At 38.2% G+C, this 19,875-nt stretch carries 20 protein-coding genes; 18 read left to right on the plus strand and 2 right to left on the minus strand.

The window, feature by feature from the left end:
* Positions 1–481: 481 nt before the first annotated feature.
* From AUF14_RS18560 to AUF14_RS18630, 15 genes are all read left to right on the plus strand, one after another.
* A complete protein-coding gene (locus AUF14_RS18560; protein WP_102866447.1) occupies positions 482–2,533 on the plus strand; it encodes a BglG family transcription antiterminator in 2,052 nt (683 codons plus the stop codon).
* Complete coding sequence (locus tag AUF14_RS18565) at positions 2,533–2,814, plus strand: PTS sugar transporter subunit IIB (protein ID WP_016178675.1); 282 nt, start codon at positions 2,533–2,535, stop codon at positions 2,812–2,814. Before AUF14_RS18560 ends, AUF14_RS18565 begins: the two co-directional genes overlap by 1 nt.
* A gap of 43 nt (positions 2,815–2,857) precedes the next feature.
* Positions 2,858–4,222, plus strand: a complete 1,365-nt coding sequence (locus AUF14_RS18570; RefSeq protein ID WP_016178674.1) for a PTS ascorbate transporter subunit IIC — start codon at positions 2,858–2,860, stop codon at positions 4,220–4,222.
* An 18-nt stretch (positions 4,223–4,240) separates the two neighbouring features.
* On the plus strand, positions 4,241–5,092 hold the full coding sequence (locus AUF14_RS18575) for a transketolase (protein WP_102866448.1): 852 nt from the start codon (positions 4,241–4,243) through the stop codon (positions 5,090–5,092).
* Positions 5,093–6,040, plus strand: coding sequence for a transketolase family protein (locus AUF14_RS18580; protein ID WP_102866449.1), 948 nt, complete (start codon positions 5,093–5,095; stop codon positions 6,038–6,040).
* Positions 6,041–6,290: 250 nt separating this feature from the next.
* On the plus strand, positions 6,291–7,079 hold the full coding sequence (locus tag AUF14_RS18585; protein WP_102866450.1) for a DUF4931 domain-containing protein: 789 nt from the start codon (positions 6,291–6,293) through the stop codon (positions 7,077–7,079).
* 190 nt (positions 7,080–7,269) lie between these two features.
* Complete coding sequence (locus AUF14_RS18590; RefSeq protein ID WP_102866451.1) at positions 7,270–10,002, plus strand: sigma 54-interacting transcriptional regulator; 2,733 nt, start codon at positions 7,270–7,272, stop codon at positions 10,000–10,002.
* Between the two features lie 55 nt (positions 10,003–10,057).
* Positions 10,058–10,486: a PTS sugar transporter subunit IIA gene (locus tag AUF14_RS18595; RefSeq protein WP_102866452.1), complete on the plus strand. Its 429-nt coding sequence runs from the start codon at positions 10,058–10,060 to the stop codon at positions 10,484–10,486.
* Positions 10,461–10,943: a PTS sugar transporter subunit IIB gene (locus AUF14_RS18600; protein ID WP_102866453.1), complete on the plus strand. Its 483-nt coding sequence runs from the start codon at positions 10,461–10,463 to the stop codon at positions 10,941–10,943. Before AUF14_RS18595 ends, AUF14_RS18600 begins: the two co-directional genes overlap by 26 nt.
* A 15-nt stretch (positions 10,944–10,958) precedes the next feature.
* A complete protein-coding gene (locus tag AUF14_RS18605) occupies positions 10,959–11,744 on the plus strand; it encodes a PTS mannose/fructose/sorbose/N-acetylgalactosamine transporter subunit IIC (RefSeq protein ID WP_102866454.1) in 786 nt (261 codons plus the stop codon).
* Entirely contained in the window at positions 11,737–12,534 is a 798-nt protein-coding gene (locus tag AUF14_RS18610) for a PTS system mannose/fructose/sorbose family transporter subunit IID (RefSeq protein ID WP_102866455.1), read from the plus strand. Before AUF14_RS18605 ends, AUF14_RS18610 begins: the two co-directional genes overlap by 8 nt.
* Before the next feature lie 16 nt (positions 12,535–12,550).
* Positions 12,551–13,606: an SIS domain-containing protein gene (locus tag AUF14_RS18615; RefSeq protein ID WP_102866456.1), complete on the plus strand. Its 1,056-nt coding sequence runs from the start codon at positions 12,551–12,553 to the stop codon at positions 13,604–13,606.
* A 251-nt stretch (positions 13,607–13,857) separates the two neighbouring features.
* The gene (gene tnpA / locus AUF14_RS18620; RefSeq protein ID WP_028020983.1) at positions 13,858–14,325 is read left to right on the plus strand and encodes an IS200/IS605 family transposase; all 468 of its coding nucleotides are present in this window, start codon (positions 13,858–13,860) and stop codon (positions 14,323–14,325) included.
* A 359-nt stretch (positions 14,326–14,684) separates the two neighbouring features.
* Positions 14,685–14,954, plus strand: coding sequence for a DUF2187 family protein (locus tag AUF14_RS18625; RefSeq protein WP_016178668.1), 270 nt, complete (start codon positions 14,685–14,687; stop codon positions 14,952–14,954).
* Positions 14,947–15,162 (plus strand): hypothetical protein, encoded by a 216-nt coding sequence (locus AUF14_RS18630; RefSeq protein WP_102866457.1) that lies wholly within the window; start codon positions 14,947–14,949, stop codon positions 15,160–15,162. The genes AUF14_RS18625 and AUF14_RS18630 overlap by 8 nt, the downstream gene beginning before the upstream one ends.
* Before the next feature lie 129 nt (positions 15,163–15,291).
* Here AUF14_RS18630 and AUF14_RS18635 read toward each other — a convergent pair whose 3' ends face one another.
* Positions 15,292–15,507 carry a DUF3955 domain-containing protein gene (locus AUF14_RS18635; RefSeq protein ID WP_048719584.1) on the minus strand — a complete coding sequence of 72 codons (216 nt, stop codon included), beginning with the start codon at positions 15,505–15,507 and terminating at the stop codon, positions 15,292–15,294.
* Between the two features lie 111 nt (positions 15,508–15,618).
* Here AUF14_RS18635 and AUF14_RS18640 point away from each other — a divergent pair, with 111 nt between their 5' ends.
* Positions 15,619–16,059, plus strand: a complete 441-nt coding sequence (locus AUF14_RS18640) for a PRD domain-containing protein (protein ID WP_227656391.1) — start codon at positions 15,619–15,621, stop codon at positions 16,057–16,059.
* 401 nt (positions 16,060–16,460) lie between these two features.
* On the opposite strand, the gene AUF14_RS18645 is transcribed toward AUF14_RS18640, so the two are convergent.
* Positions 16,461–17,408: an alpha/beta hydrolase gene (locus tag AUF14_RS18645; RefSeq protein ID WP_102866459.1), complete on the minus strand. Its 948-nt coding sequence runs from the start codon at positions 17,406–17,408 to the stop codon at positions 16,461–16,463.
* Positions 17,409–17,604: 196 nt separating this feature from the next.
* Between AUF14_RS18645 and AUF14_RS18650 the strand changes: the two genes are divergently transcribed.
* Positions 17,605–18,324 carry a hypothetical protein gene (locus AUF14_RS18650; RefSeq protein WP_102866460.1) on the plus strand — a complete coding sequence of 240 codons (720 nt, stop codon included), beginning with the start codon at positions 17,605–17,607 and terminating at the stop codon, positions 18,322–18,324.
* A gap of 158 nt (positions 18,325–18,482) precedes the next feature.
* Positions 18,483–19,808: a replication-associated recombination protein A gene (locus AUF14_RS18655; protein ID WP_102866461.1), complete on the plus strand. Its 1,326-nt coding sequence runs from the start codon at positions 18,483–18,485 to the stop codon at positions 19,806–19,808.
* Positions 19,809–19,875 lie beyond the last annotated feature (67 nt).

Here is a 19,875-nt window from a genome sequence, read left to right on the forward strand (position 1 = left end):
TAGATGCTCGATTCTTTTTTTGCGTCAAATAGCGATAATTAACGATTGTTTATAGGATTCTTTGTATCTGATAGAGCATTAGTAAAAAGGTGTTTGTATTTTTTGCAGACTTGATTTAGTCATATCTAGGAACAATCGGCAATGGAGAATGGAATGTTGCTATAATGATTTGTAAGAGGATCGAACGGAATCAACTCTTATTTCAAGATAATTTTTTCGTTCAAAGGCGGAAAAATAACGAAGGGAACAATTACATAAAAAGCCCGCTTAGTTTTTTATTAAGAATGTGTAAGTCTAGTAACTGAGTATAGAGGCTGTATTGGAAAGCTTTTGACTTAGAAAAACAAATCGTTGTTTTATGTTCTTTTTTCGCAGGGTAAAAACATCGGTACACTGTTTGGGAAAAAGTGAAAACAGGTTGTGCCGAAGAATTATAGCGCTTTCTTTGATCTGGATATATAGTATAAGTGGGGGTAGGGATATGATAGATTATCGGTTAAGTTATCTTATTGGAGATTCAAAAGAAAAATATTTGCTTGATCAAGCAGCTGAAATGACAAAAATGAGGAAAATGGACCTGCTTTTGGCAATCGAAAAGGTCAATGAAGTGGCGTCTGACTTATTTGAAACAGAAATTTTAATAACAGAGACAGAAATTGAAATTCCTAAAATGATTACGCGGAATTGGATTGATCTCTTTTTTAATCAAAAGCGGGAGGAAGTTGTTTTTCTTGAAGAAGAACGGCAGGCAATGATTTTCTTGCTGACTTTTGCACAATTTGAGGAACTATCTGTCTACTACTTCCAAGACTTCCTGTTCGTCAGTAAAAATACGATTTTAAAGGATTTGAAAAAGCTTCGAGCAGCACTGGCTGAACGTGGAGTAACCCTCGAATATTCTAGAAAAATTGGTTTTTTTCTTAATGGAGCTGAAGCTTCGATCCGCGGAGCCGCTTTTTATTTGCTAGGTATTTTAGCCGCCAGTCCCAATGGCAATCGTTTGTTGTATGAAGGTCTATCATTAAAATCCCCAAACCTGTATACAGATGTTCGCTTAAATTTTTCAATGACGATTGAAGAATATGATCTAGTGTTTGTCCCTAGTCGTTTTGAAGAAATGGTGTATTTCATTTCCTATTTGATTTGCCGAACGGAAAACTATGAGATCGACTTTTCGCAAGAGGATCAAGCGCTTTTAGCGCCATTGATCGCACACAAGGCGAGCAATCAGTTCTTAGCGCATTTTTCGAAAATTAAAAACAGCAGCATGGAATCCTATTACTTCACAGTTATTTTCATGACGGTTCTTCAAGGGGAAATTCAAGATACTTCGCTAGAGTTTTTGTTGGAATGCTCCAGTGAGATCATTCATGAAATAGAACGCCTTTCTGCGATTGAATTCAAGAATTATCGCAAGCTGCTACTGGATCTTTTTTATCATTTGGTTCCGGCTTATTTTCGAATCAAATTTGATTTTAAATTGAGCAATGTATTAATTGACGAAATAAAAATGCAATACCATGAGATTTTTGAATTGACCAAATTAGCGTTATTTCCATTAAGGAAGCTCGTTCAAAAGGACATTCCTGACGAAGAGATCGGCTACTTCACGATTCTCTTTGGCGGCGAAATCAGCAATCAACGACAAAAGAAGAGAAATGCCCAGTTAAGGGCGCTGATTCTTTGTCCTAGCGGTATTAGTTCATCTTTGATTATGAAGTCTGAGCTGCAGGAATTGTTTCCGCAGATTGATTTTTCCGAAACAAGTTCCTTTGAACAATTCAATCATCAAGGTATGGATAGTGCATTTGATCTTATTTTCTCTAGTGTTCCAGTGAAGACAGATAAGAAGCTCTATGTGATCAATCCAATCATGACACAACTAGAAAAGAACGCATTAATGAGAAGAGTTCAGGAAGATTTTCTCTTTCCGAAGGTGTTGATTCCATCGGTGAATGAAATTCTAGATATTTTAATCCCTCATATTGAATTAAAGAATGGTATTACAAAAGAAAAGCTCTACAACATTGTGCAAAAAAAAATGAACAAGGAAATGAAAAGAAGGGAAGATGATCGACCGATGTTATCAGAATTATTAACAGCTGACATGATTCAATTGACAGACCGTAAGATGGGCTGGGAAGAGGCGATTGATATAGCTGCTGACCCGTTAAAGAAGAAAGAAAAAATCAATCAAACCTATATAGAAGCAATGATTAACAAAGTGAAGGATTACGGACCATTTATCCATATTGGTAAAGGTGTGGCACTGCCTCACGCACGTCCAGAAGATGGGGTCAATGAGTTAGGAATGTCACTGCTGAAGGTGGATACGCCTGTGCTGCTTTCAGATGATGAAAAGCATCCGATTCAAATTTTTATTTGTCTAGCAGCCATTGATAATGAAATGCACTTAAAGGCGCTGGCGAGCTTAACAAGAATTTTGTCGAATAAAGAGAAATTAGATACCTTACTAAATGCTTCAACAAAAGAAGAAATTTTAGAAATTATGACTGAAGGAGAAGATGAATAATGAAATTTGCGGCGGTATGTGGATCAGGTTTGGGTTCAAGCTTTATGGTGGAAATGAATATTCAATCTGTACTTAAAGATTTAGGAGTAGAAGGCGTAGAGGTTGCTCATTATGATATGGGCAGTGCAGCACCAGAATTAGCAGATACATTTTTTGTCGGCGGTGATTTAGCTGATAGCGCCCAGCATTTAGGCAATGTAATTGTATTAAATAGCATCATTGATATGGACGAGCTAAAAGAAAAGGTTCAAGCAGAATGTGTGAAACAAGGACTGCTATAGGATGCGATGTCTGGAAGGAAAGAAAAAGTAGGAGGATTAAAAAATGAACGGTATTTTAAGTATATTAATTGATATTGCCAGTACGCCAGCGCTATTAGTGGCTCTGATTGCTATTTTAGGAAATATCTTACAAAAGAAAGATACGGCTTCAATCGTTAAAGGCGGAATCAAGACATTTGTGGGCTTCTTAGTAGTAACAGCTGGAGCAGGTGTAATTGAAGGCTCATTGGCACCTTTCGGAGAAATGTTCCAAGCGGCCTTCAATATGCAGGGCGTTGTTCCGAATAATGAAGCGATTGTTGCTTTGGCACTTAATAAATTTGGTACGTACACAGCACTTATTATGTTAGTCGGAATGGCCTTTAATATTTTGATCGCGCGGATTACTCGGTTTAAATATATTTATTTAACTGGACATGCCACACTTTACATGGCGTGTATGATCGCGGTGATTTTGAGTGTGACGGATATGGGAACTGTTCCATTGGTATTATTTGGAGGTTTGGCTTTGGGCTTGGCCAACACGATCTTCCCAGCTATCGCACAGCCATTTACTCGCCAAATTACGAAGAACGATACGGTTGCTTTAGGACATACAGGGAATTTTGGGTATGCGCTGAGCGGTCTGATCGGTAAATTTGTAGGAAATAAAGAAAAATCGACTGAAGATATCAACTTCCCGAAAGGTTTGTCCTTCCTACGCGATTCCACAGTTAGTATTACGATTACAATGGCAGTCGTTTATGTGATTGTTGCCTTATTTGCGGGAAATACTTTTGTAGCAGAAAACTTAAGCGGTGGCACAAACTATATTATTTATTCGCTGCAGCAGGCTGGCTCATTTGCGGCGGGGGTATTCGTTATCTTGGCAGGTGTTCGTTTGATCTTAGCAGAAATTGTTCCGGCATTTAAAGGAATCTCGGAGAAATTAGTTCCAAATTCGATTCCAGCATTGGATTGTCCAATCGTTTTCCCTTATGCACCCAATGCCGTATTGATCGGCTTTTTAACCAGCTTTGTTGGTGGAATTGTGAGCTTAGTGATCATGGTCTTAACCGGAACGACGGTAATTATTCCAGGGGTTGTGCCGCATTTCTTCTGTGGAGCAACTGCCGGTGTTTACGGAAACGCGACTGGCGGACTGCGAGGAGCGGTAGTCGGATCTTTTGTTCATGGTGTTATTATCAGCTTTATGCCGATTCTCTTAATGCCTGTTATGGGTGAACTAGGCTTCCAGGGTTCAACCTTCTCTGACACAGATTATGGAGTAACTGGGATTTTCTTAGGAAATCTTGCCAATTTTGGTGGACAGATCGCTGCGATTATTGGAATTTTAGCAGTATTAGGAATCTTGATCGTTTTGACAGCTGTTACCAAAGGGAAAAAATCACGTGCGGTTTCTGAATAATTCAAGGGAGAAGATAGTGTGGAAGAAGTAACGCTTAAAAAATTAGAAATTTTAGCCACGAACATTCGGATTGATACAATCGAGGCGATCAGGAAGGTTGGTGCCGGACATATCGGCGGCTCGCTATCCATTGTGGAATTATTAGCAGTGCTCTACGGAAAACAATTGAACTATGATCCAAAGAATCCTCAGTGGGAGGAACGTGATCGAGTTGTTTTATCCAAGGGACATGCAGGAACTGCTTGGTATAGTGCGTTAGCAGAAGTTGGTTTCTTTGAGAAAAACTGGCTGATGACCTTGAATGAAGGCGGCACAAGACTGCCTTCTCATCCAGATCGGACAAAAACACCTGGAGTGGATGCAACGACAGGTTCTTTAGGTCAAGGAACCTCGGTCGCGGCAGGAATCGCGACAGGATTGAAGCTGCAGAAGAAAGACAGTTACGTTTATTTAATTGTTGGAGACGGCGAATTAAATGAAGGACAATGCTGGGAGGCCTTTCAGTATTTGGCTCATTTCAAGCTGAATAACTGCATCGTAATCATTGATGAAAATAAAAAGCAGTTGGATGGAACAACAAAAGAAATTTTGAATCCTTTTAATATTGAGGAAAAGATGCGGGCATTTGGTTTTAAAACAGTGAAGGCCAAAGGAGATGACATACCAGCCATTGATCAGGCGATCACTGATTGTAAAGCTATTAAAGATCATGCGGTTTGTATCATTCTTGATTCTGTCAAAGGTCAAGGAGTACCTTTTTTTGAAGAAATGGCGGCTAATCACTCAGTAAAATTTGACAATGAGAAAACATTGGCACAGACAGAGAGTATCCTGGCTGATTTGCGAGAACGAGTAAAGGAGTGTGGCTAGATGTTTACATTAGCAAATACTAGAGAAGTTGGAAAAGAACTTCGTGTTGCAGTGGTCGATGCTCTGAAAGAAACGATGGAAAACAACGAGAAGGTGATTGCTCTGGATGCCGACTTAGGCGCTGCCAGCAAATGGACGGATCTAATCAAGACTAATCCTGATCGTTTCATCAATGTCGGAATCGCTGAAGCCAATATGGTAGGTGTCGCTGCAGGATTAAATCTTACTGGATACATTCCTTTCGTCCATACCTTCGGGCCATTCGCAACAAGACGTGTATTGGATCAAGTTTTTCTATCAGGTGCCTATTCTAAAAATACGATCAATATTTTTGGTTCAGATCCTGGATTTGCGGCTGGGCATAACGGCGGAACCCATACAACTTGGGAGGACGTGGCATTATTACGTGCTATCCCTGATGTGGTTATCTGTGATGCAGCTGACGCTGTTCAGATGGAGTGGATCATTAAAGAATTTAGTCAATTGACTGGTGTGCATTATGTTCGTGGCAATCGTAAAGGCGTTCGCGATGTTTATGCAGAAGGCTCGAGCTTTACATTAGGTAAAGGCAACCTGTTGAAAGAAGGTTCAGATTATCTAATCGTTGCGGCTGGACAATTAGTTTCTGAGGCTTTGGATGTGGCGGAGCATCTTGAAGAAAGAGGTATTACCGCAGATGTGATCGATATGTTTACGATTAAGCCGTTAGACAAGGAATTATTATTGGAGCGATTAATTGGTAAGAAAATGGTCATTACCATTGAAAACCACTCGATCACTGGCGGTCTAGGCAGTGCGGTAGCAGAAGTTTTAGCAGATAACGGCCTTGCTATTCCTCTGAAACGCATCGGTGTCGATGAACGTTTTGGACAGGTGGGAACACCAGCCTTTCTACAGGAAGAATTTGGCTTGACTGCGGAAAAAATTATCGAACAAATCGACGGATGATCTAAAAAGAAAAAATAATTTATAGGTGTTCAAGGGATCTGTAAGGATCTTTTGGGCACTTTTTTTCAGCAGTTCATCTGAGCTACTGACCTATTTGATTGAAGAATTTGTTGTCATTTCTTATCCCAAATCATGCTATGATTGGATTAATCGGTTGAAAACTACGAAGCAAGTCTGTTTTAGCAGACTTTAGTGGGCACTATGTGTGTGTAATAAACCGTGATTTTTTTCAGATGGGAGCTACAGAGCTATGAAGCATAAGAAAGAAGCAGACTTAATTTTTTTACCGCTGGCTGCCAATGGAAAGCCGCAACATTTGGGATCAGAAAAGACGGGATGTCCCTTCTGTGAGTACGCAGAAAAAGAGAATATCTTGAGAAGAGAAGAAGACATGCTTTGGGTGCTCAATAAATATCAAACATTGCAGGACACCTTTCAAACGATCATTATAGAACATGCAGACCATAACAAGGATATTTCAACTTATACAATCGAAGAGAATCGAAAATTATTTACTTTCGCCTTTGATTGCTGGGAAAAAACCAAAAAAGACCCACAATTTAAATCCGTCCTTTTTTATAAGAATCATGGCCCATTATCTGGTGGTAGTTTAAAGCATCCGCACATGCAAATCGTCGGATTAAAGGAAATTGACGGAGAGGCTCAAATCGAACCGGAGAATTTTGAGGGAGTCACTGTTCTGTCTGAGAACAACGTTGTTATCAATTTTTCTAGTAGGCCAATTATGGGATTTTTAGAAATCAATATTATTGTTGATTCTCAGATCACAGAGGCAATTCATCGTTTGGCTGACTACGTGCAAAAGACGGTTAATTATATTTTAACTACGTATCACTATGGACGCTGCGAAAGCTATAATCTATTTTTCTTTGAGAAAGAAGGAAAGTACATCGTTAAGCTAACCCCACGTTTTATCGTTTCCCCATACTTCGTTGGTTATAAGCTGACCCAGAATTTTTCTGAAGAGCATTTGCTTTTACTAAGGGAGGAATTTCGGAAAGAGATATTGGAAAGATAGGGAAGAATTAAAGTAAATGAAGAAGAAGTATTAATAAAATAGATCTTCAAATAGTGGAAAAAACACGATTAATAGAAAAAGTTAGAAAATACGACAAAGGGAAGCTCCGAATATAATATTAAGAAGTTAAGTATATTTAGCTTGTTGCTTTCATTGTCTGCTTGTTTAAAATGTACATAGAGGTGATGAAATGACAACACTAGAGGAAGCGATTGTAGCATTAGCAGAAGAAAAGTGTACAAATCTACAGATAGATCAATTACAGCACGCCTTTTTTGATACGCCTGAGATTGAAGAAGTACTGCAAGTAAGTAGAACACAAGCAAGTCGGGCTGCTAATCGATTAGTTGAGAGTGGGGAATTAATCAAGGTTAATACACGTCCAGTTCTATTTCTAGCAAAAAAAACTTCTGAACAATATTTTAATTTAGAACTGAGGAAAGAGTATGAACGCGTTAAAGATATTATTGACTCTGTAAAGAAAATACCTTCTGAACGAATTTTTGAACAGATGATTGGTTATGATAAAAGCTTATCTGAGGCATTAGAACAATTGAAAACAGCTGTTTTTTATCCTGGAAATGGCTTGCCAATCATGATAATGGGAGACACTGGAGTGGGAAAGAGCTATTTTGTTCAAATAATGCACGAATATATGATAAAGGCGGGTATTCTTTCAAGTGGTGCACCTTACAAAATTTTGAACTGTGCGCAGTACTATAATAATCCTGAACTATTATCAGGACTTTTGTTCGGGTATGCAAAAGGAGCTTTCACAGGAGCCTATGAAAGCAGGGTTGGTCTTTTGGAAGAAGCTGATCAGGGGTTGCTTTTTTTAGACGAAGTTCATCGTTTGAATGCTGAGGGACAGGAAAAACTTTTTACCTTCATGGATAAAGGCACTTTCTCAAGAATTGGTGAAACAACACTTCGTAAAGCAAAAGTACGTTTAGCTTTTGCTACAACCGAGAAGCCACAGGAGTTTCTGCAAACGTTTTTACGACGAATACCTATTCATATTTATATTCCCAACATGGACGAACGAGGTATCATGGAAAAACGCCAAATGATCGAGTATCTATTTAGCAAGGAGAGTCGCAACTTAAATCAGGTGATAGAGGTTACCCCTCGAGTGATGAATATCTTGCTGCAAACGCATTATGAGGGAAATATTGGTGAAGTTGAGAACACTATTAAATATGCTTGCGGAAGTGCTATCGCGCGAAATGAACAAAAGCAGGTAAAAATACAATTGAGAGATTTGCCGCAAAAAATCTACGCTTTTAATCATGAACAAAAACAATGGACAACCTTTGAAGGATCGAATTTGATTTTTTCAAGTTCTAATGAAAAGAGACAAGTGTCTACTAAACCCAAAGAATTGATTCACTTTATTTCCCGATTAAAGATGCTTTATCAGCACTATGAAGTAGGAGATGAAAATCTTCATGAGCTAAAAAAGCAATGGATGCAACAAGTAACACAATTTATGGATGAGCTTGTTTATCAAGATAAATATGCGAGTCATATGACATTAGAGAAATTTATCTTAACTACAATGCAGGAAATTTTTCGCGAACTAGACTACCAAACTAAGTTTCGTTATGATGGAAATTTTGTTTTATTTTTTGCTCACTATATTTATCGCTATGTATTGAAAGGAGAAACGGATCAGCTGATTTTGTCAAATGGTTTTGAACAATTTGTAAGTGATAATTATCGTTTAGCCAAAAGTGCCATCAACAAATTATTACCAGAAGTAGAAAAACGCTTGGATTTAAGCTTTAACGAGGTGGATCGTTGTTTATTTATTCTATTTTTATCAACTTTGGAACATGCCGAACAGTATACTGATTTAGATGCAATCATACTAGCACACGGTTATGCCACAGCTAGTAGCATTGCGAATGTCTGTAATCGAATGCTGGGAAATGCTACCTTTGCTTCCATTGACATGCCCATTGAGGCAACTTTAGATGATATAAGTGAAAAGGTACGTTTATATATAGAGGAAAATCAGGTGAATCGAGGACTTGTGCTACTTATTGATATGGGCTCCTTGAACATGATTTATGAGCAATTGAAACAGGATATTGAGATTCCAATTCTATTTATTGATCAACTAGGAACGCTAATGGCTTTAGAAATTGGCAATCTGATTCAACAAGGCAAAGAATTAACAGAGATTGCGGAACAGATGAATGAAGTGATGGCCCCCAATGTTCAACTATTTCAGCCTCAACGCAGCAAAAGGAAAGCAATCATCACTACGTGTTTTACTGGGATTGGAACAGCCGTACAGATTCAACGACTTTTGTATGACTGTTTAGAGGGAATGGTAGATATTGAGATTATCCCGACAGAATTTCGTGAGCTGAAAGAAGAGGGGATCAGTCCAGCGTTAACTTCAAAATATGATTTGTTAGCCATTATTGGAACCGATGATCCTGAAGTGCTCAAAGGCAATTTTGTATACCTAGAAACGATAATTTCAGGTGATGGGTCTAATAAGATTGCAGAAATATTCCAAGGAATTTTAGCTGAAGAGGATATTGCAGAGATAAATAATCGTTTGGTAAAGAATTTTTCATTGATTCGGGTAATTGAATCATTAACTATATTAGATACGAAGAAGATTATGGAACTGATTGAAGAATGTATCCAGCAACTTGAAATTCGTTTATCTTTAAAGCTGTCCAATGCCCGAAAGGTGGCTATGTATGTTCATGTTAGCTGTATGGTCGAACGTTTGATTCGGCATTCAGAAATTTTGGATTTTCCTGATTTAGAAAAATTTTCTTATGAGCATCAAAATGAGATCAGAGTGATTCAGGAAGTCTTTAGTGTGCTTGAACAGACATATAGTGTGACAGTCCCTTTAACAGAGGTTGGTTATATCCATAATATTCTTTATAACACGTAGCGTGCCACTAATTGGCACGCTTTTTGCTTTATATAAAAATGAAGGAGGGATTTTAGTGAAATACTTGATTGCGACACATGGTGAATTTTCAAAAGGAATCATTGATAGTGTCCAACTGATTATTGGAGAAGAGAGCACAATTGATTATTTCTGCATGACAAAGTCAAAATCTTCTGAGGATGCAAGTAGAGAAGTAAAGCAATATTTATCAGATATAAAAAATGAACCGTTAGTCGTTTTAACGGATGTGTTTGGCGGCAGTGTCGCAAACCTTTTCACCGAATGTTTACTCGAAGGATTTGATTTTCAATTGGTAACTGGGGTGAATCTACCGATGCTTTTGAGTTTACTTTTATCCGAAGGACCTATAGTAGAACGCATCAATACTAGCTTAGAAGAAGCAAAAAAGGGAATTTTACATGTGAATGCATGTATTGAAAATAAAGGAGGCGTGGAGGATGACAGTATCATTATTGAGGATTGATGATCGATTGATCCATGGACAGGTTGCTTTCGGTTGGACATCATCATTGGGAGTAAATACTATTTTGGTTGTAAATGATGAGGCCAAAAATGATCAAATGAAAGCAATGGCTTTAAATTTGGCAAAACCAAGCAATGTCAATCTCTATATTCGAAGTGTTGAAGAATCAGGGGAGATAGTTGAAAAATTCAGTCAGTCAAAAAAAAGCAATGTTTTGGTGTTAGTGAAGAATACCACTGATGCGCGTCGATTACTTGCTAACTCTGGCGGTGTAATCACAGAAATCAATATTGGAGGTCTGCGATATTCTGAAGGGAAAAGAAAATTGACAGATTTGGTCGCTGTTGATGAGCAGGATATTGAAAATTTGAAAGCTATTCAGGCAAGCGGAGTAGAAGTTGAATTCCGTATGCTGCCAAGAGACAAACGTAAGGTACTGGAGGAATTTGATTTATAGGAAAGGAGAATTGATATGGTAGCACAAGCATTAATGTTGGGATTGATTGCAGGAATAGGTATCTTGGATGGACGGATTTTTGGTCAGATGATGTTTGATCGACCGCTCGTTACGGGACTTTTTGTTGGATTGGTTTTAGGAGATGTAAAACAGGGAATTGTTATTGGTGCTCAACTGGAGCTGATCTGGATGGGAATAGCAGGAATTGGAGCAGCAACCCCGCCAGATGTGGTAACTGGCGGGATTTTGGGAACAGCTTTTGCAATTATTTCAGGTAGCGGAGTAGAAGTAGCTTTGGCTTTAGCAGTACCAATCGCTGTTTTGGCTCAAACTTTAGGCGTTGTTGTACGAATTGCTAACACCTATTTTGCTCATAAAGCGGATAACTATGCTAAAGAAGCAAATTATAGAGGATTAGCTATCTCTATGTGGGTTCCAGTCTGTCTATTTTTCTTAAGTACATTTTTACCGACATTTTTAGCTATTCTCTTAGGTGCCGATCAGGTTTCTAATTTGATTAACTCAATTCCTAAAGTTATTTTGGATGGAATGAGTGTGGCGGGGTCTTTATTGCCGGCAATTGGGTTTGCCTTATTAATGGATATGCTCTTTTCAAAGAAAATGGCGCCATTTTTCTTTATTGGTTTTCTAGCAGCCGCTTATGGAGGCTTGAACATTACCGCAATTGCTTTATTTGCTGTTTGCTTAGCATTCATTTTGCATTTTTATATCGAACCAAAAAAAGCAGCTGTTGACTCGATACAGGATAATCTGACGGAAGGAGAGATTGATTTTGACTAAGGTTACGACTAAAGAACTTCGTAGTGTTTTTTGGCGTTCATTTGCCTTGCAGGGCGCCTTCAATTATGAACGGATGCAAAATATCGGATATTGCTATTCAATGATTCCGGTAATCAAACGGTTATACAGTGAAAAAAAAGAACAATCCGCATCATTGGTTCGTCATTTGGAAATTTTTAACACCACACCAGCGGTCGTTCCTACTATCATGGGAATTACTACTGCGATGGAGGAGGAAAATGCCAATAATGTTGACTTTGATGAACAGTCTATCAACGCTGTTAAAGCTTCTTTGATGGGACCACTAGCAGGGATTGGTGATTCCATTTTCTGGGGGACATTACGAATCATCGCTGCTGGGATTGGGGTATCAATTGCAAAAGACGGTAGCATTTTTGGTCCGATCCTATTCCTGTTAATTTATAATATTCCGAACTTTTTAATAAGAATTTTTGGTTTGAAATTAGGCTATCAAGTTGGCGTTAACTCACTGGAGCGAATTCAAAAAGAAGGCTTGATGGATAAAATCATGTCCGTAGCAACCATTATTGGTCTATCGGTGGTAGGCGGTATGGTAGCAACGATGTTGTCGATTTCTACACCTTTAGAATTTAAAATTAGTGGTGCAGAAATCGTTGTTCAAGACATTTTGGATCAAATTTTACCAAACATGCTTCCGCTAATCTTTACCTTTGTAATTTACCGTTTAATTAAAAAAGTTAGTATTACTTGGCTGACCATTGGAATCATTGTTTTTGGGATTTTAATGCACGCTATTGGAATTTTATAAAAAGGAGAAGTGACAAATGGCTACAATTGAAAGCTACATGCTTGAAACACCAGAAAGAATGCAGGAGATTATTGAGAAATCACCAAAATTGTTTGCTGAAGTAAAGCAAGCACCTATTAAAAGGATTATCATTACTGGCTCAGGAACAAGTTATCATTCAGGTCTTCAAATGAGCAGCTTAATGAGAAAATTACTAAAGATTGATGTTCGTTCGATGTATCCTTTTGAGCTTACAGAAGATACTTTTCTAAATGATAACGAGCATACCCTCGTTGTAGGAATTTCACAAGGCGGAAGTAGCTATTCAACTTATAATGCAATGAAGCTGGCGAAAAAGCATGGATGTATGACAGCTTCAATGGCGGGAACCGAGAATGCTTTCATTGATGAGGTGGCAGATTACATTTTAACAGTAGCATGTGGAGAAGAGTTAGCTGGTGCGAAAACAAAAGGATTCTATTGTACAAAATTGAATCTTTTATTATTGGCACTGAATATCGGCTTGGAAAATGGTACTGTGACAGAAGAGGCTTATCACAAACAAATTGCTGATGCAAAGGAAGCGGCAAATCATTTCCGCGCAGTCTTTGATGCTTCAGAAGCGTGGATTGAAGATCATAAAGAAGAGTTAAAGGAAATAAAAGACATTCGTATTACTGGCCCAGCTGCGATCTATGGTGATATTTTGGAAAGTGCATTGAAATTATTAGAAACAATGCGATGTCCAGTTACCGGATATGAATTTGAAGAGTTTATTCATGGAATTTATAATGCTATTAATGAGGAATCGACTGTGTTTATCTTAGATAATGGAAATGAGACTCGTTCAGATAAAATGAAAGAAGTCTTATCTGATTGGAGTGAAACAATCTATTTATTTACCAATTACGAGTCAAAGAATACAGATTTATTTTTACCGACAGTAGCAGATAATGAGATGTTGACATTTAATTTTATTATCCCATTACAATTAATATGTGCAAAAATCCCAGCTTTACGTGGCGTTGATCCTTCTATACCTAAAGACCCTCAATTTCATATGAAATTAGGTAGTAAAAAGTTTAATAAATAAGGGTAGCTATAGTGTGCAGCTTATTCGATGATGAATAAGAAATAGAACCAAAAGTTCCCAGACCGTCGTTACAGAATGACGGTCTGGGGACTTTTTTTTTAATGACTTTAGTCAGTTTCGTTCGCGGAGCGTACGAAACAAGAAAACCGCGCGCTTCTACGCGTGGATGGAATAGCTTTAGCGATAAAAACTCCTTTCGATATACTAATAAGTGGCTACCAACCGCTTATTTTATCGAAAGGAGTTTTTCTATGTCTAAAGACGACAAAAGTTTATCACATACTAGATGGAATTGTAAGTATCACATAGTCTTCACCCCAAAATATAGAAGAAAAGTAATCTATGGGGAATTAAGAAAAGATATTGGAAGAATTTTGAGGAAGCTTTGCGAGATGAAAGAGGTAGAAATAATCGAAGCACACGCAATGCCAGATCATATTCACATGTTGGTAAAAGTACCACCAAAAATAAGTATCTCGCAGTTCATGGGCTACTTGAAAGGAAGAAGTGCGACGCTTATCCATGAGCAGCATGGAAACTTAGTCTATAAATATGGAAATAAAAGTTTCTGGTCAAAGGGGTATTACGTGAGCACAGTCGGTCTGAACCAGAAAACAATTGAAAAATATATACGAGAGCAAGAATCAGATGATCGAATCCGAGATAGTATAAGTAAACGAGAATACGTTGATCCATTCAAAATGAAGAAAAAGAAATAAAGTAGCGAGCGAAGAGCGGTTGGTGGTCTTTTAGAAAGCTCCATTTATGGAGTAGGCGAGTAGTGACCTCTTCTAGAGGTGTTAAAAAGCCACCCGTTCTCACGGGTGGATGTGTTACTGCTCAATTATTAGTTACAAGATGATAGTGATACTTTCCTGTATTAATTCTCTGTAACTAGAACATTAATTTTTCATTAAGAATATTCTTCTATACAGGCTTTAGTCCGTTAAAATGAATAGTAAGTAAGCTTCTTTACAAGCAACGAAAGCTCAACACGATAATTGAAATTTTTTTAATGGATTAAAAAATGAATAGTCCTAATATGTTGTTGAGAAGGAGCGAAGGAGAGTGAAAATAATTGAATAACGGAAGTCATGCGATGCCAAGTTCTATGATGGAGCTTCGCGAGAATGCCTATAATTTGCAGTATTTGGTAGGAGATAGGATTGATTTTTTATTTAATGAGGGACAGCTTAATCTCTCGGGGATAGTGATAAAAAAGTACACTCACAGCTGTTTAGTCGATATTAGCCAAGATACTGAGCTTACTCGGGATGAAATTGATCTATATAATCAGAAGGTTGTTGTGAATTACAAACAAATCAAAGGGGTGGTTCATTGTGGATGATGCAGCATTCGAAGATTTAGAACTTCATGTATTGACGTTAGCTTTTCAAATAGAAGGATTAAAGAAAAATGCTACGACTAACAAGCAAAGGAACTCATTGAAAATGATTGAAGAGGATTATCGGTATTACAAAAGACAATATGACCAGCAGGTGAAAAAAATGGAGAAGAAAATTCCGAAAAAGGTTTCTTTTGGCGATTGGGATTAATTGTTGGTAACGAATAAAAAAAAGGATGGCGATGCAGACGCTGGATGTTTGCATCACCATCTTTTTTAATACTCGAAAGTTCATTGCTGAAAAAACTAACTTTTCTTCAACAGAGGGTTTGCGTGCGAATCAAGCCGAGTATTTCTTCAATATTCTTTGTTTGACGAAACTGTATAAGGCAGTAAAGAAAGCAAGTCCTAATGTTAAGTAGCCTAACGGAACACAAAAGAACGCTGGTTCAATCAGCATTCCACTTGAATCGAGGTAAGAACCGACTAGGGCGGAAGTCGAAAATAACAAAATACTCAAGAAAAGAAATATACAAGGAATAATGAATTTTTTCATGGTGTCTCCTTCGTTGTTTTTCTAAATTATATAGAATAGAACTTAAGAAAAGATAAGTGTGACAAAATTGTTAGTTGTGAAAGGCATTGAGATATCAACCAGCTTTGTCTTTTGGAGTATGCTATTGTGATCAATGAGACAGAGGATGTGGGATTAGACGAGACAGAATCAATGGCAATTGCTATGCATTTCATCAGTAGTGGAAGCAATTATGATTCGATTCAACAGGCGATGAACGTCACAAAAATTATTTCGGAGATCATTTCCATTATCCAATATCATTTTCAAATCAAAATTGATCAGAACTCGAAAAATTTTTCTCGATTGGTATCCCATCTTCAATATTTTTTGATTCGCCAGGTAAAGGGAATCAAAATGATGGATATGAGTGAAGAAATGATTCGCATTGTCCTTGATCAATATCAGTCCTCCTTTCAATGTGCAGAAAAAGTGATACGTTATTTGAACAAGGTCTATAATGTGAAACCGCCATTAGAGGAGGAAGTGTACTTGACGATGCACATAGAAAGAGTTCGTCAGGTGGAGATGTGAATATTGCCGTTTTTTGAGACCGCCTAAATTATACGATACAAGCACCATTCCTTTTTTTTGGAATAGGTGCTTTTTTGTTCTATCTTTGGAATAAAAAATGACAGTGATAATTCTAAGGAGGATTTATCTTTTTTCAGACGATAACTATAAGGTGCGCATAGGATTCAAACGAGGCTAAAGACTGATTAATTTGTACGTTCAGGAGTGAAAATCATACGTTTAAGATAAAATAGACTTTTATATGTTCTCAATTTGCTCAAATATTCAGCTTTCCACTGATGCAGCCAACATAGCTAATTCCAATCCTTCAATGATTCTGTAGAAGAAAACGAGCTAAAACAATAATTATATTCAAAAAGGATCGAGCAAACAGCAACATTTGCCCGATCCTTTTTCATATTCTATTTATTTCGTTTATTCAACCAATCGGTAGCGACATCCATTGCGGCTCTTGTCGCGTGGCTTTGATCCATAGAATTGACCATTACGAAATCATGGATCATCCCTTGAAAGCGGACTTGTGTCACATCTACTCCGGCATCCCGCAAATGGCGAGCATATTCTTCACCTTCATCTCTTAACACATCGGCTTCGCCATTAAGAATCATAGCTGCTGGCAGTCCGGTCAACTCTTCTTTAGAAGCCTGAAGTGGTGAGATTGTTTTGATTGTTGCGTCTTGACCTTCTGGTAAATAATGATTCCAAAACCATTTCATTCCTTCTTTAGCTAAGAAATAATCAGTCGCAAATTGATTATAGGAGTCCGTATCAAATGCGTGATTCGTTACAGGATAATATAATAATTGCTGATTGATTTTTGGTCCTTTGCGATCCTTAGCCAACATCGTAAGGACTGTCGCCATATTTCCGCCTACGCTGTCACCAGCAATCGTGATGCGGTCAGTGTCATACTTTCCATCTGCATCCGCGACTAATTTCAACAGTGTGGCATAGCTTTGTTCGATCGCCACGGGATATTTTGCTTCAGGAGAACGATCATATTCAGGAACAAAAACAATGGAGTTGGTTCTTACGGCTAATTCGCGAACTAATTTGTCATGAGTCTGCGCACTGCCCAATACCCAACCAGCGCCATGAATATAAAGAATGACTGGCAGTTTCTCAGTGGTATCTCTTGGTTTTACGGTTCGAACGTTAATCGTTCCATATTTCCCTAGCTCCCATGTTTCATCTTGAATATCTGCGTCCAATTTTTCTACTGGAGAATCTTGAACTTCCTCTAAAAGTGCACGTGCTTCATCTATAGGTAATTGATAAATATAAGGTTCTTTTTCATTAGCGATACTAAATTCTAAGGCTGATTTTTCTAAAGAGATTCTTTCTGTCATATCATTTCCTTCTTTCTTGGTTCCCATTTATCATAATAGCAACCGCTATCATTTCAAAGGAATCGGCTTGTTAAACTATTCGCTAATAAAAACCGTGAAAATCTCAATTGTAAACTGGTTCTTGCTTTTTTCTCATTCTTTTTACTTTACTTAGTGGTAAAATTAAAAAAATCAGTTCATTTTTCGGGGGATTAAGATGAAAAAAATTAGTTTTATTATGTTAGGATTTTGTGTCGTATTTTTATTGTCAGGCTGCAATTCAACTAAGAAAGAAGAAGCAGAACCATCGAGAAGTGTTTCTTTAGCACCAGAAACCTCGTCAAGTCAAATATCTGAATCAACCGTATCATCAGCGTCGCAAAGCAGCAGTACGACTGAATCTAGTAGTAAGGCTCAACTTACTGATGCTCAGAAAGGACAAATGAATCAGGCGTTTCTTGATTGGGCGGGGGGACGTGCTGTAATAGGAAATATGGCGGTTAGTTATTGGTTTTTTGATCATGGAGCGGCAGGACGTGGTGATTGGTATGCCAATACCCCAGATGGTCAGGTGCAAGTTCAGAATAATGGCGTGCCAGGGGAAAATGCATTTCCTATTCATGCTATCGGCGGATGCGTCTTTTATACATCAAAAGACGGGAGCGTTGGTAAGCAAGAGCTTATGGCAGGATCATTTGCGGCAAATTATTCTGTAAAAATGGATTATAGTAAACCTGTCAGTAAGTATTTATTAGGCGATAATGGTGTTGTTTATGAATTGAAAACAGGAAACGGTGAGCCTGTTAGTACGAACACAGGGTTTGGCGAATACGCGGATGATGGAAGCTTAGGAAGCTACACACCGACTAAAAGTTTTCAAATTTCTGAGGATCAGGCAGCGCAGGAAAAGCTTAGAGAGCTGATGTATTCGTATTGATTCTTTTTGGTTTTTGGTTAAGATTAATTAGAACGTGACCGTACAATCTGTTATAGGATTTGTACGGTTTTTTGTCGTTCAAAGTAAGTAGACAATTTTGTAAAAAAAGCTCAAAAGTGTTAAAATAGAACAAACGTTCGTTTTTAGGAGGGGATTGAATGAGACAAGGATCAATTTTTGAAAAGTCCAGAGAAGAGAGTGAACCATTAGCGACACGCGTTCGTCCTGAAACGCTAGACGAGTTTGTGGGACAAACACATTTGCTAGGTAAAGGGAAGCTGTTGCGGGAAATCATTGAAAATGATCGCGTCTCATCAATGATTTTTTGGGGACCTCCCGGAGTTGGCAAGACAACATTGGCCCGTATCATCGCAAATCAAACAAAATCTGAATTTATCAATTTCAGTGCGGTCACTAGCGGAATCAAAGAAATAAAAACGGTCATGAAGGATGCGGAGCATAATCGGACTTTTGGTACGAAAACGATCGTCTTTGTGGATGAAATCCATCGCTTTAACAAGGCGCAGCAGGATGCTTTCTTACCTTACGTTGAAAATGGCAGTATCATTCTGATTGGCGCCACTACAGAGAATCCATCCTTTGAGATTAATTCGGCATTGCTGTCGCGTAGTAAGGTATTTGTTTTAAATCAATTGGAAAGTGAAGATATTTTACAACTGTTGAAGCAGGCAATCGATAGTCCAAAGGGTTTTCCAAAACTAAAAATTGAACTGGACGATCAGGTACTTGATTCCATCGCGAAATACGCCAATGGTGATGCTAGAGTAGCGCTGAATACACTGGAAATGGCTGTTCTAAACGGAGAGAAAAAAGCGGATACGGTCACATTGAAGGAAGACAAGCTGCTAGATTTAATTGAGCGAAAATCATTTCTTTATGATAAAAAAGGCGAAGAGCACTACAATACAATTTCGGCTTTGCACAAATCAATGCGCAATAGTGATGTTGATGCAGCGATCTATTGGCTGGCTCGGATGGTAGAATCAGGTGAAGATCCATTGTTCATCGCCAGAAGACTGGTTCGATTTGCTAGTGAAGACATTGGTTTAGCAGATATTCGAGCATTAGAATTAGCGAATACAGTCTTTCAATCCTGCCAGTTCATCGGTTTGCCCGAGTGCAATGTCCACTTAACGCAAGCGGTGATCTATTTATCCTTGGCGCCCAAGTCAAATGCGGTGGATGCAGCCTATCAAAGGGCAAAAAAGGATGTCTACGAAACCATGAACGAACCTGTTCCTTTAGTTATTCGCAATGCGCCTACTAAGCTGATGAAAGAACTGCATTATGGTGAGAATTACCAATATGCCCATTCTACTGAAGCTAAATTAACTTCGATGAAGACGATGCCGCCCTCATTGGAAGGGCATCACTATTATTTACCAACGACACAGGGAAATGAAAAACGCTTCAAGGAACGAAAAGAAGCAATCGAAAAATGGCATGCAGAGTATGATGAGTAAAGAGAAAAACTTAAAGTGGAAACAACGTGCTACTTTTTGATTCTCGAAATAGGGAATCAGCAGTGTG

This window comes from Enterococcus avium (assembly GCF_002891025.1).
GTDB lineage: Bacteria > Bacillota > Bacilli > Lactobacillales > Enterococcaceae > Enterococcus_A > Enterococcus_A avium.

Excerpts from the sequence above, each read along its gene's own strand:
- AUF14_RS18560 (WP_102866447.1), top strand. The coding sequence starts at position 482 with ATGATAGATTATCGGTTAAGTTATCTTATTGGAGATTCAAAAGAAAAA.
- AUF14_RS18565 (WP_016178675.1), top strand. The coding sequence starts at position 2,533 with ATGAAATTTGCGGCGGTATGTGGATCAGGTTTGGGTTCAAGCTTTATG.
- AUF14_RS18570 (WP_016178674.1), top strand. The coding sequence starts at position 2,858 with ATGAACGGTATTTTAAGTATATTAATTGATATTGCCAGTACGCCAGCG.
- AUF14_RS18580 (WP_102866449.1), top strand. The coding sequence starts at position 5,093 with ATGTTTACATTAGCAAATACTAGAGAAGTTGGAAAAGAACTTCGTGTT.
- AUF14_RS18585 (WP_102866450.1), top strand. The coding sequence starts at position 6,291 with ATGAAGCATAAGAAAGAAGCAGACTTAATTTTTTTACCGCTGGCTGCC.
- AUF14_RS18590 (WP_102866451.1), top strand. The coding sequence starts at position 7,270 with ATGACAACACTAGAGGAAGCGATTGTAGCATTAGCAGAAGAAAAGTGT.
- AUF14_RS18600 (WP_102866453.1), top strand. The coding sequence starts at position 10,461 with ATGACAGTATCATTATTGAGGATTGATGATCGATTGATCCATGGACAG.
- AUF14_RS18605 (WP_102866454.1), top strand. The coding sequence starts at position 10,959 with ATGGTAGCACAAGCATTAATGTTGGGATTGATTGCAGGAATAGGTATC.
- AUF14_RS18615 (WP_102866456.1), top strand. The coding sequence starts at position 12,551 with ATGGCTACAATTGAAAGCTACATGCTTGAAACACCAGAAAGAATGCAG.
- tnpA (WP_028020983.1), top strand. The coding sequence starts at position 13,858 with ATGTCTAAAGACGACAAAAGTTTATCACATACTAGATGGAATTGTAAG.
- AUF14_RS18635 (WP_048719584.1), bottom strand. The coding sequence starts at position 15,507 with ATGAAAAAATTCATTATTCCTTGTATATTTCTTTTCTTGAGTATTTTG.
- AUF14_RS18645 (WP_102866459.1), bottom strand. The coding sequence starts at position 17,408 with ATGACAGAAAGAATCTCTTTAGAAAAATCAGCCTTAGAATTTAGTATC.
- AUF14_RS18650 (WP_102866460.1), top strand. The coding sequence starts at position 17,605 with ATGAAAAAAATTAGTTTTATTATGTTAGGATTTTGTGTCGTATTTTTA.
- AUF14_RS18655 (WP_102866461.1), top strand. The coding sequence starts at position 18,483 with ATGAGACAAGGATCAATTTTTGAAAAGTCCAGAGAAGAGAGTGAACCA.